The organism is Teredinibacter sp. KSP-S5-2, assembly GCF_032773895.1.
Taxonomy (GTDB): domain Bacteria; phylum Pseudomonadota; class Gammaproteobacteria; order Pseudomonadales; family Cellvibrionaceae.
This window is the reverse complement of sequence record NZ_CP120416.1, coordinates 4108539-4123907: the sequence shown is the minus strand read 5'-3', so window position 1 is coordinate 4123907 and position 15369 is coordinate 4108539. Positions and strand designations below refer to the sequence as shown.

At 44.0% G+C, this 15369-nt stretch carries 12 protein-coding genes; 4 read left to right on the top strand and 8 right to left on the bottom strand.

Features of this window, described 5'->3' with window-relative positions; all coding sequences use genetic code 11:
* Positions 1-173: 173 nt before the first annotated feature.
* Both P5V12_RS17465 and P5V12_RS17460 read right to left on the bottom strand, forming a co-directional pair.
* A complete protein-coding gene (locus tag P5V12_RS17465; protein WP_316954380.1) occupies positions 174-1436 on the bottom strand; it encodes an MFS transporter in 1263 nt (420 codons plus the stop codon).
* A 29-nt stretch (positions 1437-1465) separates the two neighbouring features.
* Complete coding sequence (locus P5V12_RS17460) at positions 1466-2419, bottom strand: carbohydrate kinase family protein (RefSeq protein ID WP_316954379.1); 954 nt, start codon at positions 2417-2419, stop codon at positions 1466-1468.
* 377 nt (positions 2420-2796) lie between these two features.
* Here P5V12_RS17460 and P5V12_RS17455 point away from each other — a divergent pair, with 377 nt between their 5' ends.
* Both P5V12_RS17455 and P5V12_RS17450 read left to right on the top strand, forming a co-directional pair.
* Positions 2797-4050 carry an ROK family transcriptional regulator gene (locus tag P5V12_RS17455; protein ID WP_316954378.1) on the top strand — a complete coding sequence of 418 codons (1254 nt, stop codon included), beginning with the start codon at positions 2797-2799 and terminating at the stop codon, positions 4048-4050.
* Between the two features lie 445 nt (positions 4051-4495).
* Positions 4496-6349 (top strand): glycoside hydrolase family 9 protein, encoded by a 1854-nt coding sequence (locus P5V12_RS17450; RefSeq protein WP_316954377.1) that lies wholly within the window; start codon positions 4496-4498, stop codon positions 6347-6349.
* 499 nt (positions 6350-6848) lie between these two features.
* Here the strand turns inward: P5V12_RS17450 and P5V12_RS17445 are convergent, their stop codons facing one another.
* The gene (locus P5V12_RS17445) at positions 6849-7757 is read right to left on the bottom strand and encodes a transporter substrate-binding domain-containing protein (protein WP_316954376.1); all 909 of its coding nucleotides are present in this window, start codon (positions 7755-7757) and stop codon (positions 6849-6851) included.
* Between the two features lie 309 nt (positions 7758-8066).
* Here P5V12_RS17445 and P5V12_RS17440 point away from each other — a divergent pair, with 309 nt between their 5' ends.
* Positions 8067-9644 (top strand): sensor histidine kinase, encoded by a 1578-nt coding sequence (locus tag P5V12_RS17440; protein ID WP_316954375.1) that lies wholly within the window; start codon positions 8067-8069, stop codon positions 9642-9644.
* On the top strand, positions 9641-11896 hold the full coding sequence (locus tag P5V12_RS17435; RefSeq protein ID WP_316954374.1) for an EAL domain-containing protein: 2256 nt from the start codon (positions 9641-9643) through the stop codon (positions 11894-11896). The genes P5V12_RS17440 and P5V12_RS17435 overlap by 4 nt, the downstream gene beginning before the upstream one ends.
* 18 nt (positions 11897-11914) lie before the next feature.
* Here P5V12_RS17435 and P5V12_RS17430 read toward each other — a convergent pair whose 3' ends face one another.
* From P5V12_RS17430 to dtd, 5 genes are all read right to left on the bottom strand, one after another.
* On the bottom strand, positions 11915-12829 hold the full coding sequence (locus P5V12_RS17430; protein WP_316954373.1) for a biotin-dependent carboxyltransferase family protein: 915 nt from the start codon (positions 12827-12829) through the stop codon (positions 11915-11917).
* 2 nt (positions 12830-12831) lie between these two features.
* Positions 12832-13566 carry a 5-oxoprolinase subunit PxpB gene (gene pxpB, locus P5V12_RS17425; RefSeq protein ID WP_316954372.1) on the bottom strand — a complete coding sequence of 245 codons (735 nt, stop codon included), beginning with the start codon at positions 13564-13566 and terminating at the stop codon, positions 12832-12834.
* Positions 13559-14266 (bottom strand): 5-oxoprolinase subunit PxpA, encoded by a 708-nt coding sequence (gene pxpA, locus P5V12_RS17420; protein ID WP_316954371.1) that lies wholly within the window; start codon positions 14264-14266, stop codon positions 13559-13561. Before pxpA ends, pxpB begins: the two co-directional genes overlap by 8 nt.
* 42 nt (positions 14267-14308) lie before the next feature.
* Positions 14309-14530 carry a hypothetical protein gene (locus tag P5V12_RS17415; protein WP_316954370.1) on the bottom strand — a complete coding sequence of 74 codons (222 nt, stop codon included), beginning with the start codon at positions 14528-14530 and terminating at the stop codon, positions 14309-14311.
* Positions 14531-14632: 102 nt separating this feature from the next.
* A complete protein-coding gene (gene dtd / locus P5V12_RS17410; protein WP_316954369.1) occupies positions 14633-15070 on the bottom strand; it encodes a D-aminoacyl-tRNA deacylase in 438 nt (145 codons plus the stop codon).
* Positions 15071-15369: the final 299 nt, after the last annotated feature.

Here is a 15369-nt window from a genome sequence, read left to right as displayed (position 1 = left end):
CTGAGAATTAATAGATTAATTAATCCAGGGTGATATTTTTTTAAATTTTTTGATGTTTATTGTGAAAAAGATCTTTTTATTCTTGTTTTCAGTCTTGATGGCGGGTAAATAAAAAGCCCCTCGTGGAGAGGGGCTTCGAATAATTCTAATCCGGGTTTTGGTGTTTAGCTTTCTTAGGTGTTGGCCTCTTTGCCGAACAGCTTGCTTAATGAAATTGTTTCGTTATTGATAAGAGGCTTAGCCCAGAAAGAGATACTTAGAATGAAGCCGAGTGGGATATAAAGCAATACCAAGGCAACTTTCAGGCCGTATAAATCACCAGCGATACCCACAATGAGGGGTAACAAGGCTCCGCCAAAAATACCTGAACATAAAATGCCTGAGAAGGCCCCGTGGTGGTCTTTACTGGAGTTCAGTGCGAGAGAGAATATCACAGAGAACATGACTGAGATGAAAAAGCCGGTTGCAGGGAAGGCCATTAGAGCGATCTCCTTGCTACCGAAAACTGCTGCCGCCAAGCAGCACATGGCAACTAGCGTGAAAAGTCGTAAAACAACCTTTGAGTCCAGTAGTTTCAGCAGGCCCAGGCCTAAGATACAACCTAGTGACATCAGTCCCCAAAAAAGTCCAACTGCTTGAGCACCTTCTTTAGTTGGGTCAACACCATGGTGCGTTGACAAATATTGTGACATCCAATTCGCTAATGCTTGTTCTGTGCCCACATATGCAGCGATACCGAGTGCAAACAGGATCACTTGTGGCTTTTTCAATAGCTGAATATAAACATCAGCTGGGCTGGAAAGCTCATCGCTGGCAACTTGAAGGCGAGGGATGTTCATTTGTGAAATTATTGCCAGTACGACAATAAAGATCACAGCAAACAGCCAGTAGAATGAAACCCAGCCAAGATTTTCAGGAGTCAGGCTAGCAACTGTTTGCGCAATTGCGCTGGCGTCACCTTTCGCAATTTCGGCCATAAGAGCAGAGAAAACAAACGGACTAACAAATGAGGCCAGACCAAATACCAACTGTCCCATAACAGAGAAGAAGGCGAAATGGGCTTCACCGCCAGCAGTACGCATTAGCGGATTGATGATTACCTGAAGCATCGCCATGCCCATTCCTATGAAGAATAGAGCGATTAGTGCTGCACCATAAACAGGGAAGATTGAAAAAATTGCCGTGCCTATCAAGTTGACGCTAAATGCTAGAAGCATGGCTTTTTTCGGGCCGATAGATTCTGTCATCGCACCTGCCGGGATCGACACCAAAAAGTAGGCTAGGAAGAAAGAAAACGGAAGAAAGCCCGCCATGGTGTTGTTGATTTCAAAGCCCTCAATAATTAGTGGCATCAAGGGCCCTAAAATATTGGTGACAAACGAAATGACAAACCACAGGCAGAGGATGAAGAGTACGATCATATTATTGTTTTTCATAGCCTTAGCCTCGTTGAAGAACGGATAATTTAAGCTGTAATTTTAGTTTCTGCCAGCACTGCCAGTTCACCGTCGCGAATATCGCCTCTTGGGCTTCGACTGATGACTGTGGAAGCCAGATTGCAACCGGTTTCCAATGATGTGTACAAGTCTAATCCGAGAATGCGTGCGTGAAGATAGCCTGCATTAAAGGAGTCTCCTGCACCGATCGAGTCTTGTACTTCAACGGGCTGAGCCTTGGCGGTAACTGTGTTGCCGTTTTGCCTTCCCATTGAACCTTCGGAGCCCAGTTTGACTACCAGGGTAGCGCCTTCAGGCATGCATTCATGGATCATATCCATTGCTGCGGATATGTCTTGTGTGTCGGCTAAGTTAAACGCTTCGATTTTATTTACCAGTAGGTGGTTAATGTAGGGTAGCCATTCCAGAACTTCACGTCGAACTTCAGCGTTCCATCCTCCCGTGGGCCAGCCAGTATCCAGCGCAACTTGATAACCCAGATCATGAAGATGCTTAAGGAGTTGGATATAGGTGGTTCGGAGTTTGGGGGTCAGGAATACGCCGGTAAGTAAAACAATATCCTTGTCTGACTGAGCAGGGGCCAATCTGGCGACCGCGTGCTCGTATTCCATATGCTCAAGGTGCCCCTTGGTTGTAAAAATAGTGCGTTCAGAGCAGGAGTGAGTTAAACAAACAGACATTGTTGTCGGTTGATTGCACTCGCTGAAATAGCTGTTGGTATTGGCAAAGTGAGATGAGAGCCATTTACCAAAGTGATTGTTGCCAACCAGGGAAAGCAAGGTGTACTCACCTCCCACATAGTTTAATGCTAGAGCGGTATTACATGCCGAACCACCAGGCCTGAGTTCATGTTTTTCAGTAATGGTTTCGGTACCGATTTCTGGCCAGTCGTTAATTGGCCCAAGGATAACATCGACGCCAACATCGCCAATGATGGTGAGTTTGGGAGAACTAGGACTCATTACTGCAAAAGCTCCTGAGATGATTTGCTAGTTTGTCTGTTGTTCGCAGAGAGAAGCTCGACAGCTGATAAAAGGGGTCGTTCTGCCTCTAGTGCAAAAAAACAGCCTGTGTTGATAGACATTTAAGCGATTTATAATGTTCTTGTCAATAAATACAATCATTAGATGTATTTATTTGATAGATATCTTATCGGCTTAGGTTGATTAAGTTATAATCCACTAATATTCCTTTCGAATACGGCTAGAACACACCGACACAGCCTTTGTTTCATTGATCGGAAACTCATCTAACAATAGAAGTGAATTTGCTGGAACGTGGTACGAAGATTTCCAGCACGGGCTTTAATAATTATCAAATCAGGATTTTGGGGGAGTTAATGGTATCAAGAGGCACAAGCCAGCAATCCAGTGCGCCATATAACCGACGAATTGTTTTGGATGTGATTCGGCGGGCAGGGGAAATATCCCGTAAGGAGATCGTTGATCTGGTTTCGTTGAGCCCGCAAACAGTTGCAAATATCACACAGGAACTGGAATCTATCGGGGTCATTATTTCCAAGCGGCGTAAAGTGGAGAAATCCCGTGGCCAACCTCCTATTGCTTTTGCCTTGAACCCCAAGGGGGGGATGTCTATTGGCATCTATCTTGAGTCTGGTCATGCCTCTGCAGCGATGGTGAATTTGGTGGGGGAAATTCTGGCGATGGAGAGGGCTGAAGTCGATACCAATGACCCACAACTGTGTTTGCAAACAATGTTGAGCATGATCGAGAAACTCAAATCCTCGGTCGAAATGGATGCGACGATATGGGGAATAGGCGTTTCTCTACCTGGCCCGTTCGATGCCAAGGAGCTGAGCTTTGTTGGTCCAACAGCATTTGAAGGTTGGAAGGATTTAAGTGTGTTGGATGAGTTGCACGAAAGGTCGGGCTATCACGTTTTCTATAGCGTGGACAGTGTGGCTGGTGCCTTGGGTGAATCACTGTTTGGTGCCGCCAAAAACTTACGCAGTTTCTTCTATATCCACTTTGGTATCGGTACCGGTGGTGTGTTGGTCACTGGTCATTCGGCTTATCAAGGGGCAAACGGCAACGCAACGGAGTTTGGCCATATTCCGATTTTTCCGGACGGCAAGCCGTGTTACTGCGGAAACCGGGGTTGTCTTGAGCGCTACGTTTCATTGCACGCTCTGAGTGAGTATTACGAATCTCAGGGGTTACTGGCTCCGAGAACCGATCAGTTGGAAGGACTGTTGGCTGAGTCTGATCCGGTGCTGGAATCATGGTGTCAGCAAGCTTGCTTGCATCTGCGCAATGCAGTGTGTGTGATTGAAAATATGCTCGACCCGGAAACCATTATTATTGGTGGGACGGCTCCGAAGGCCATCGTGGAAAAACTACTGAAAGACGCAAGGCCCTGGTTGAACTCTGTCAGGGGTGGGATTGCAGACCCTGAACACCGCGTGTTGCTCGCTCATCATCAGGAAGAGAGTTCCATACTGGGTGCGGCGGTTTTACCTATTTATGAAATGATGGCACCGCGCCTGGATGTTCTCCACAACGAAGACCATCGAGAAGCCGCTGCTGAAGGTCTGTTAAGGCGGAACAATCGCCCCAAAGTAGGACGCTTATAGTTGCCGAAATCTTTCCCCCTGCAAGTTTGTGCGGGGAGTGCATCATTCTCTATCAAGCCTCTCTTATGACTGAGAGGCTGTCTCAAACGCGTATCTTTGTATTCACGGACAAAATGGCTCTGGATTTTTAACTTGAATAGACTTTGGTCTATTTTTCACTGCATTTAATACTATCCTTGGCATAAGTTATTGGCTAATTGCGATTATTGATAGATTAATAAATAAATCCAATGGTTGTAAGTATTGACAGTGGTTCAATATGGCGCATATTATGGAGACAGCAAGGTGTGTGGTCTTGCTTGTCTTCAGGTGAGTGTTTTGTTTCTTACTTGTGGACTGAGAAGATGCTTTATCACTAGGAAGCGTCTTTTTGTCCTTTTTATTGCTTAGTCCTAACTGGCTAATGCTCGCAGCCAGTTAGGCGCTTTTTTCCAAGAGGGTCGTCATGAAACAACGATTTACAAGCTTCCTCTGCATTGGGCTTCTTTGCACTTTTCTGCTCTCGCTCGTATCTTGCGGGTCCAATCAGGATCATCCCCAGTCACAAACTCAATCATTGCGTCCAAGTGATGCTGCAGTAAGCATCCACGTTAATCAGGTAGCGTTTGATATTGACGGAGCCAAAAACGCCGTCGTGGTTACGGATGATGACCAACAATTGTCTTCTGTTTCTCTCGTTGATCAAAACGGGGAAACCATTGCTAACCTAGACGCGGTAGCAAGTCAGTCTTTTACCGAATGGGGAAAAGGCAAAAAACATTACACAGTGGATTTCTCTTCTGTTCAACAATCAGGCACATTTAAATTACAAGCTACCCTGGCAAACGGAAGCAAAACAACTTCCCCTGCCTTCAATGTGGCGAAGAACGCATTGTTTAACCTGACAATGACAGACGTCTTTAAATACTTTGTGATTAATCGCAATACCAGTGAGCGAGATAAAGCGATTCCAATTATTGATACTGGTGAGTTGATCAATGTGTATGGCGGCTGGAATGATGCTGGTGGTGAAACTGGTAAGTACCTCTCGCATCTTTCCTACTCAAATTATTTCACGCCTCAGCAAGGTTCATTTATTGCTTGGTCTATTATGTCTGCTTATGAAAATGCGGGAGAGCAATTTAAGCAATTGGGCCTAACGGATAAGGTACTCGAAGAAGCATTCTGGGGAACGGATTATTTACACCGTATCTTGAGTAAAGACGGATACTTTTATGCAACAGTATTCGATCGTTGGGGTATGGATCAAAATCGTTATATTACAGGTTATAAAGGTTTAGAGGGTGAGTACACGCCAAATTACCAGGCGGCTTTCCGTGAGGGTGGTGCCATCGCCATTGCCGCGTTGGCTCGTGGTTATCGCTTGAAGAAGGAAACCGGATTTGCCAGTGAATTTACTGCCGAGCAATATTTGGCGGACGCGGAAACTGCGTTTGCTCACTTAAAGGTTAACAACCTTAAATATTGCGATGATGGAAAAGAAAATATCATTGATGACTACACTGCGTTGATTGCAGCAATTGAGTTGTACAAATCAACACAGAAAGACGAATACTTTGCTTACGCGCGCCAGCGTGCCAGTTCGCTTCTTGGTCGAATGGGCGATGAGGGCTATTTCATCGCGGATGGTAAAGTTCGTCCTTATTATCATGCCGTAGAAGCGGGTATGCCAGTTGTTGCCCTTTTGCAATATCGAGAGGTAGAAACTGACGATGTAGCGCGTAAAAACGTCGAAGCCGTTGTTGAAAAAGCACTTCGTTACCAACTTGCTCTGGATAAAAAAGTGGCGAACCCCTTTAATTACCCCAGACAAAATTTCCAGACGTTTGATTTTGAAAAACAAACTTATACCAGCGGTGTCTTGGAAGGCTTTTTTGTTCCACATAACAACGAAACCGGTTATTGGTGGCAGGGTGAAAGTGCTCGTCTAGCCTCATTGGCTTCAGCTGCGACATTGGCAAAAGAACTGTTCGCGAAATCTGATCAGGCAGATCTGGTTGAGTTCGCGGGAGAGTTGGAAGTGTTTGCACAGTCCAGTATGGATTGGATCTTGGGCAAAAACCCTTATGACCTTTGCATGCTCTACGGTTTTGGAGTGAAAAACCCTGCTTATTCAGAAAGTGGCGGGGCTATGGTAAAAGGCGGTATATCAAATGGTATCACCGGTAAAATGGAAGACCCAGAGGGCCGGGGAATTGACTGGATGGCTGCCGAAGATTATGGAAACTGGCGTTGGGTCGAACAATGGACGCCACATGGTTCCTGGTATCTTTACGCTTCCAGTGTCATGGTTAAATAGTTAAAAAATCCCGCCTAAATCTGGTCGGGATATTCCTTCCTTGATAAAGCCACTCTCTATGGGTGGCTTTTTTCGTTTCAGACTTACAGGTCATCTGAATAAAAGCAGTAACTATTTAACTCGGGGTTCTTTTTAATAGAAATATACTCCAAAGCCATGTCTATATTTCTAAATCTATTTATCCCATTGTCATGCCGTATTTTGTTTCTAACGCTAAAAATGTCTCTTAAAAAAGGTGGTGACAAGCTTCTCTGTGTTGAGTGCTCTTGGATCGAACTATTTTTTATAGCAGACAAGGCGCAGCCATATATAACTTCAGTTGCGTATGAATTTAGAGCGCTCCTAACGTGCTTGCGAATTTTCTACCAGAATATTCTTAATTGATAAACATAATGGTTCTGCGAATTTGAAAGTGTTTGCAGGTAAGCGTTTGTGTTTTTGCAGGAGTGCCGGCTAGGTATATAAATGATTGGGGATAAATTTGAAACTTACAATCGCGCTAGTTTGCTAACTTCGAATGTTTCTTAAACTCATCAATATACTGATGATTGGTTTCTGCAGTTAAATAAGGGTTAGGCATAATAAAGAGTCTTGCCTCTTTCTTGCCCAGATTGATGTGCTGCTTGCCATAGTATCGATTATAGAGTTTATCAATTTTACCGGATGCGCTGAGACGATTAATGCCGTAGCGCATTCTCTGCAGTAGTAGCGGTTCTGTTTTGGGAATGGCGAGGTAAACTCTTAGCGGGTAAAAGAAATAAAAGTTGGGTGCAATCGTCAGGTTTGGAAACTCTTCCTTATAGTGGTTTAACACCGCGTCAATTTCCAGTACGCTCAGCGGAAAACAATCCACTCGATTTCGTTCAATCATATACAGCATGCTGCTAAAGCTATCGACAGTTGTAACTTGATAGCCCGCAGATTTATAGATATCCGTATCCAGCCAATCTTTACCTTGTATTAGAGAAATACCTTTTGCGGATTCCTCCGTTTTTATCTCATTAAATCTGCTGAGTTGGTTTTTATGAATGATACAGCTACGAAAACCTAACGATCCTTTTAAAAATGGGTGGTGTATTTTTTCAATTTTATCTGCTTCAACATGGGAGCCCTCCCATTCTGATGTAAACATCAAATTGATAGCATGCCCTTTCTCAGCTTCAACCTTTGATCGTTGTGAGCTAAATAAGCGAGTCTCGATAGAGAGAGAATAAGGGCCAAATTTATCCCGAGATAGATCCAGTGCCTTTTCAATAATTTCTGTCTGGTACGGCTGAATCCCAAGGCTGTGGCTTTCACTCCAGTACTTTACTTCGGAAGAGTGGACTGTTTGGGCAATAAGCAAGCAACCCAGCAATACCTGAGTTAAACACGAGGTTCTTTTGCCGAAAATGATCTTGGCTGCCATGCTTAAGTACTGAATTATTTATGATGTTTTAGTGAAATAGTTATAGTAATGCGCTTTAACGGTTCAGACTATTGTAAATGAATGTCGCTTAAATGTTTAGGATGGATAGGGTGTAAATTCGGCGAAGAATGAAAAATGAGATAAGCGTCAATAGTTTTGTCAACAATCGCCGGGACTGAACTATAGTTTATTAACAAATGTTATTTGAATAGAAGCTAGTTATGAATTTGCCGGCATATTCTGAGGCTTTATATTCGTTTGTATTATATCTGATTGCGCATTTTGACTATAGGTGAGCTTCGCGGGTCGATGTCTTTAGTAAACCATTTTAAAAAGGTTTTTGGGTACAAGAGTAAAGCTCAGAATCTCCAGCGTTTTTTGAGTATTGTGGTCTTTATCTCTGTTGTGCTTCCTGCTGCTGGGGCAGGTTGGCTGTTGATCGATGAAAATTACCAGAAGACGATAAACCTCGAAATAAAATCAAAAGCAGAAAACTATATTGATCTTTTACAAGCTGGCATGACTATGCCGTTGTGGACTATTTCCACGTCGGCAGGGGAACCCTTGCTGAACAGCGTCAAAATCGATCCGTCCGTTCTGAGAGTCATTGTGACGGACGTTGAGCATGGTATCTTTCTCGAGTACACCAGTCCGGACTTTGAAGAAAACGAAAACAGTATTCGGTTAAAGCGTGATATCGAGTTTGAAGGCGAGATCATAGGTTCAGTTGCCTTGGTTTACAGCCTTAAGTTGGCGCAACAAATAGCTAAGAACGAAACCAGCCGTCTGTTAACGATAATCGTTATTCAGTTGGTCTTTTCCTTAGGGTTAATCAGTTACTTCCTGCAGATTCGTGTGATTGCGCCATTGAGCAAATTGAAGACGGCTGCATCCGGGATTGCGGGTGGCGACTTAAAAACATCCATACCGGAAATGAATAACGATGAGTTCGGTGTGTTACGACACGAACTGGAAAAAATGAGAGAGTCGTTGCAGGAATCTTTTACCACTCTGGAAGATCGTGTACGTGAGCGCACGACGGAGTTGGTGGACTTAAATAAGGAGCTAAAAGATACTCTGGATCAATTACAAGTGACTCAGGGGAATCTGGTTCAGTCAGAGAAGCTTGCGGCATTGGGATCTTTGGTTGCCGGTGTCTCACATGAACTGAATACGCCTATTGGCAACGGTTTAACTGTCGCGTCTTCTCTTTCCGATGCTACCCGTTCTATTCGCCGAAAAATGAATGAGGGTATGACTCGCTCTGCTTTGGATAGATACATTCTGGAGATGGAAGAAGGTTCACACTTGGTGTGTGCGAGTCTGGAAAAAGCATCGGAACTCGTCAGCAGCTTCAAGCAGGTGGCGGTAGACCGTGCATCTGCGAACCGTAGGAAATTCCGTTTGGGCGAAATGCTGCGTGAAACACGTGTTACGCTTTCTCCGATGTTCAAGCATACACCCTACACCGTAGATCTTGAGATGGAAGGTGAGGTTGAGCTTGATAGTTACCCTGGCCCTCTGGGACAGATTATTACCAATTTATTAAACAACGCACTTATTCATGCATTTGAAGACCGGGAAGAGGGCAATATAAAACTCAAGGTTGTTCATACTGATAAAGTTGTGAACCTGGAAATCAGTGATGATGGCGTTGGCATACCGGAAGAAAATCTGAAGCGAATATTTGACCCCTTCTTCACCACTAAACTGGGGGAAGGGGGCAATGGTTTAGGTATGCACATTGTGCATAACATTGTTACCGGAGTATTGGGTGGCAGTATTGAAGTTATTTCCAAGGTTGGTGAGGGAACCCTGTTTAAAATCGAATTCCCGGTAAATGCTCCTGAAGAAGCTAACGATTCCGTAAAGGAAGGTACTGAATGACAGACAATCTAGGCGATGATGAATTGATGGTTTTCGCCGAAGAACCCGGTGGCGGAGACATGTCAGATGGTGAGTTTGATGGTCACTCTGTAAAGAGCTGGCGAATCCTGATCACTGACGATGAAAAAGATGTTCATTCTGCGACAGCATTTGCCTTACGTAATACCGAAATATTGGGTAGATCATTGGAATTTCATCACGCTTATTCCGGGCGCGAGTGTGTGGAAGTATTGAAAACGGTTAAGGATATCGCGGTTATTTTATTAGACGTGGTAATGGAAACTCCGAATTCGGGGTTAGATATGGTGCACGTCATTCGCAATGAATTAAATATTCATGATTCCCGAATTATCCTTCGCACAGGTCAGCCAAACCAGGCACCGGAAATCGAAGTGATTCGAGATTACGATATTAATGACTATAAACTTAAATCCGAACTGAATCAGACAAAACTGTATGCTGCGCTTACTACAGCAATTCGTTCGTATAACCAGATACGTGCCATTGAAGCCGGTAAAAAAAGCTTGGATATGTTGGTTCGGGCCAGCTCCGAGTTATTGACTCAAAAAGGCCTGCATGATTTTGCGCAGGGCGTCATTATTCATTTATCCGGTTTGCTGAGTATTCCACCTGAAGGGTTGATCTGTGTTAGGCGTCGTTTCCTTTCTGAGGGTGAAGAATCACCCCAGATTATTGCTGCCGCAGGTCACTATTGTTCTTTGATTGATCATCCTTTAAATGATCTAAATGAATCCGAAGCCAAATCCTTATTAGTGCAAAGCCTGGATAATCGCTGCAACGTGTTTCACAAGCGCGGACTCGCATTATATTTGGGTAGCGATTCCCGCGGAGATATGAGTTGCTTTGTCATGAGTTCGGGCAAAATCAATGCAGTGGATCAGCAGCTGCTTGAATTGTTTTGCAGTAATATCTCTGTTTGCGCAGATAATCTCACGTTGGTAGATCGTCTCAGTAGCTACGCCTACTACGACCCGCTTGTAGGATTGCCAAATCGAAATTCATTATCCGAAGAAATTGATCGGGTGATTAAACAGGATGATATGCCAGATTATTCATTAGTCATGGTTGGCTTGGATAATTTCTCGGAAGTGAATGCGGCACTCGGTCAGGAATATGGTGACAAGTTACTGAAAGCTGTCGGGCAGAGGCTCTCTAACAGGTTCCCTGTGCCGTGCACAGTTGCGCGCATAAGCGGTGATACATTTGGTATTTTTGGCCCGGATAAACATATACAGCAAAGTCAGATATTAAGTGCCTTTCACTTCCCTTTTGATATCGGGCGGGACCAACAAGCCATTTCTGCAACTGCTGGTATTGTCTCGCTTCAGGATATTGAAGGGGGCGGCTCTGAAGCGATCAAGGATGCAAGTATTGTCCTTAAGCTGGCAAAACAGCAAAACCGTGGTGAAGTGGTCAGCTTTAATAAAAACATGGTTGTGGAAGCTCGCGAGCGGTTGGAGTTGCTAAAAAATCTGAGAACCGCATTTGATGAAGACCGGTTGTTTTTGGCTTATCAACCCAAGTTTGATTTAAAAACATCGAAATTACGCGGTTTCGAAGCGCTACTGCGATGGCAAACCCCCGAAGGGGATTTGATTCCACCCCAGGATTTTATTCCTCTTGCTGAACAGTCGGGCTTGATTATTCGCATGGGTGAATGGGTTTTGCGTGAGGCCTGCAAAAAAATGGCTGAGTTAATAGATGCGGGCTGGGATGATATTCAGATGTCCGTTAATTACTCAGTGGCACAGCTGTTACACAAAGATGCAATCAAGACATTAAAGAAAATTACGGAAGATATTAACATCCATCCAAGCTTTATTGAGTTGGAGATTACTGAATCCATTGCGATGGATAACGTGGTAGGTGTTATTAAGCTTTTAAAAAGCATCAAAGAATTGGGCTACGCTTTAGCGATTGACGACTTTGGAACGGGATTCTCATCGTTAAGTTATTTACAAAGAATGCCCGTTGACAGGCTTAAGATCGATCAGTCATTCATTCATACCAGTAACACAGAGCATGGGCGTGAGATCGTGGAGATGATCATTCATCTTGGGCGAACCCTGGATTTAAAAGTAGTTGCAGAGGGTGTGGAAAAACCATCACAGCTGGAAATTTTAAAAGAACTGAAATGCGATGAAGTGCAAGGCTTCCTCTATGCAATGCCCATGCCGAGTGATGAGTTGGATATCTGGCTGGAAAACAGCGGCGGTAAAGCTCAGAGATAAAAACGTCGTGTTAAGTTCTTAGCGCAGAAAACGGTAGAGTTGTCGCAATTCTTCTTCTGCTTCAGATAGGTTGCCAAGTTGAAATGCCACTTTTTGTCCAGGCCTCCGTTGGCTTAACTGAAAAATATCTGTTTGATATATGCAGCCCAATTTCGGGTACCCTCCAATAGTTTGCCTGTCTTTCATTAAAATAATGGGGTTACCATCAGGTGGAATCTGTACACTTCCCAGCGGGGTTGCTTCGGATAAAATAGTTGAGTCAATATGGATCGGTTTTCCGCCTGTCAAGCGGTATCCCATTTTGTTACTGTTGGGATGAACGGTGTAGTGTGAGTCAAAAATATTTTGTATTTGGTCTTGCTGGCATTGTGAAAACTGAAAGCCAGGTATAAGGCGTAATGGTAAATTTTCGCTGTAATCAGGCCTAAACCGATACGGAACCGCATAAGGCAAGGTGCTTTTTCTGTGGATTATAAACTCAAGAGTTTGTCCCGTATTGAGCGGGTGTCCAGCGTTAAAGCCGGATTCTTCCCGCTCGACGGTACTGTAGCTATTAAGTATTTTATTTGCGCGAAGCTCGCCTTTAACGGCAATGTAGGTATAAATTCCGGAGCGTGGTGGATCTATAGTAACTCGACTCGGTCCATCTAAGGTGTGGCACTGCCAGGCCGGTTTTATTTGACCATTAATCTCTATATGGTTTGCTGCTCCGGTTACCGCGATGCTGCAGGAGGATGAAAATTCGAGTTCCATATTGCCAAGTGTACATTCGAATACGGGGTTACTCGCAGTGTTATTTAAGAGTTTATTTGCCCAAAGCATACTGTGCAGGTCTGCGGCCCCTCCTGGGGAAAAACCGTATGCTTGTACTTGCTCTCGGCCTTGATCTTGAAGTGTTATTTTTCCGCCGGTTTTAATGATTGTGACTTGCATGTTTATCCCCGACTGCCTTTGAGTTTTTTGAATTCGGTCAGGGTTATCGGAATAAACTGAACCTGATCACCCACTTCGAGTTTAGGTGCGAACTTGTCAACAACGGCTATTACCTCCGGTGTTTGGCCGATAATATTCCAGCCACCGGGAGACTGTTTGGGATACATGCCAGTTTGGTTATCGGCAATGCCGACAGAACCAGCTGGTATGGATGTACGCGGGCTGGTTAACCTTGGTGTTGCAATACGATCATCAACAAAGCCTAAGTAAGGAAAGCCCGGTAAAAAACCCAGCGCACATACGGTGTATGGTTTTTGTGTATGAATGTGGATGAATTCTTCTTCAGAAAGTTTATGGATTTTACATAATCGATCCAAATCGAGGGCGAATTCCGGCGCATAGCAGACAGGAATTGTTACCGTTTTTCCAGAAAAGCGTTGTTGAAGCGGGTTTTTTTCTAACACGTTTTGCAGGATGTTTGTAATATCCTTGATGATTTTGGGGGAGGAGATATGTATAAAATCAAAATAAACTGTCAGGCTGCGATAAGCCTGTACGGTGTCTGTGATAAAGCGTTTATTCGGTGTGTTGAAGGCTTGTACTACTCTTCTGTTGGTAAGAGAAAGCCAGTGGCAAACATTGAGTAAGTCACCTTCTGTTTCTGCATTAGGGAAAAGAATAAGTAACGTGTCTTCACTTACTTGGGTTATTGTATAAAGGCTTATCGTGTTATTCACAGGGTGTTTTTTTTAACTTCTGACGGATGCTTTTTATCATCTCCACTGCGCCAAGTGAATCACTGTGGACGCATAAAGACTCAGCATCCACTTCAATCCATTTCCCCGATTCTGTATATAAACCGTGGCGTTGACTTAAGTTACTCGCTTGCTCATATACCTGATTGATGTCTTGGTGAACGGCATGCGCATATTGTCTGCTTACTAATTCACCTTCGTCGGTATAGGCTCTGTCGGCGAATGCTTCAAATAGAATATTGCTGTTTTTCAAGGCATTAAGTTTTGGGTGCGCCATAAGCATAAGCTTTAATGAAAAACTGTCCGCGATTTCAATGAGCAGTTTCAGTAAATTCTGTTTATGAATTAAATCATTGTAGAGCGCACCATGGGGCTTTATATACGAAACCTGAGCGTTCACTTTTGTGCAAGCATTGTTTAAATCCGATATTTGTTTTATTAGTGAATCTGCTAGTTCACTTTCGGCGATATTTAGACTGTGGCGACCGAAATTTTCTCTATCCGGGTATGAGGGATGAGCACCAATAATAACCTTATATTTCTGTGCGAGCCTGGCGGTTTCTGTCATGGAGTCGAAGTCACCAGTGTGGCCACCACAGGCAATATTGGCCATGTCTATATACGGCATGACAGCAGTGTCGATGTCAGGTAGCCCTTCTCCTAAATCACAATTCAGTTTCATTGGTCGTCTATTCAGGCCCACCCCTGAGAGTGGGCCAAGTTGTTAGGCAAATAAAATAAATACCCAGCCGATTACCGCCATCCAAATAGAAGCCTTGGCTTTATCCCAGGAAAAGAATCCATAAAGGTATGCCAATGGTGGAACGAATAGGGCAGTTAATCCCCACGTATAATCATCTTCAAAAGAGGTAAAAAGTAGTTGAATCCAGCTAGCCAGTAACAAAACCACGCCAAACGTCGTAAAAGCGGCAGATATGGGTTCCATAGTTGTAGACTCCTGATAAGAACTGTCGTTACGTTTATTATGATTAATGTTAGAAGAACTAACGGATTTGTGCAGCCGAGTCTAGCAAACCTAATAGTAAAATCACATTTCCAGCCAGAAAGTTACCGGCCCATCATTTAACAAGCTGACTTTCATGTCTGCGGCAAACTCTCCTGTTTCAATTGTGTTGTGTTGGTCGCGCAACAGCTCGACAAATTCCAGATATTGCTGTTTTGCTTGCTCTGGTGGCGCAGCGGTGGAGAAGCCTGGTCTTAATCCTTTTTTGGTTTCTGCGGCCAGAGTGAATTGCGAAATTGCCAATACTCCGCCGTTAATATCGGAGACGCTCAGGTTCATTTTTCCCTCTGCGTCGCCAAACACCCGATAAGCCAACACTTTTTTGGCCATGCGTTGCAGGGTTTCCAGCGTGTCATGCTTTTCAATGCCAATAAAGAGTAACAATCCCTGATCGATTGCGCCGATGGTTTGGTCGTCAACAACCACAGAAGCGTGAGCGACACGCTGAATTAGTACTTTCATATATTTTTGTCGAAAGAAAAAAGCGCCATTATAAGAGGATTCACATGGCAGGTAAAAATAGCGGTCGATCAGAGTGAGGAGACGCGGGATATATGCCTTGTATCGATTCATTCTCGGGCTTAAATATGTACTATAGACCTGAGTTCTATTGGTTTGATGTAAGTACTTACTGCGCGTCAGGCATAGGTGTATAGGTAGGTAGACCAGTTTGCCCGTTAATATTAGAGTTTCGTGCTCGATTTGGTTGGCGCAGCCTTATTTATAAGATGGATCAGTATAAGACTGTTCCAGGTTACCTG

Coding starts and splice junctions, on each gene's coding strand:
- P5V12_RS17465 (WP_316954380.1), bottom strand. CDS start 1,436: ATGAAAAACAATAATATGATCGTACTCTTCATCCTCTGCCTGTGGTTT.
- P5V12_RS17460 (WP_316954379.1), bottom strand. CDS start 2,419: ATGAGTCCTAGTTCTCCCAAACTCACCATCATTGGCGATGTTGGCGTC.
- P5V12_RS17455 (WP_316954378.1), top strand. CDS start 2,797: ATGGTATCAAGAGGCACAAGCCAGCAATCCAGTGCGCCATATAACCGA.
- P5V12_RS17450 (WP_316954377.1), top strand. CDS start 4,496: ATGAAACAACGATTTACAAGCTTCCTCTGCATTGGGCTTCTTTGCACT.
- P5V12_RS17445 (WP_316954376.1), bottom strand. CDS start 7,757: ATGGCAGCCAAGATCATTTTCGGCAAAAGAACCTCGTGTTTAACTCAG.
- P5V12_RS17440 (WP_316954375.1), top strand. CDS start 8,067: ATGTCTTTAGTAAACCATTTTAAAAAGGTTTTTGGGTACAAGAGTAAA.
- P5V12_RS17435 (WP_316954374.1), top strand. CDS start 9,641: ATGACAGACAATCTAGGCGATGATGAATTGATGGTTTTCGCCGAAGAA.
- P5V12_RS17430 (WP_316954373.1), bottom strand. CDS start 12,829: ATGCAAGTCACAATCATTAAAACCGGCGGAAAAATAACACTTCAAGAT.
- pxpA (WP_316954371.1), bottom strand. CDS start 14,266: ATGAAACTGAATTGTGATTTAGGAGAAGGGCTACCTGACATCGACACT.
- P5V12_RS17415 (WP_316954370.1), bottom strand. CDS start 14,530: ATGGAACCCATATCTGCCGCTTTTACGACGTTTGGCGTGGTTTTGTTA.
- dtd (WP_316954369.1), bottom strand. CDS start 15,070: ATGAAAGTACTAATTCAGCGTGTCGCTCACGCTTCTGTGGTTGTTGAC.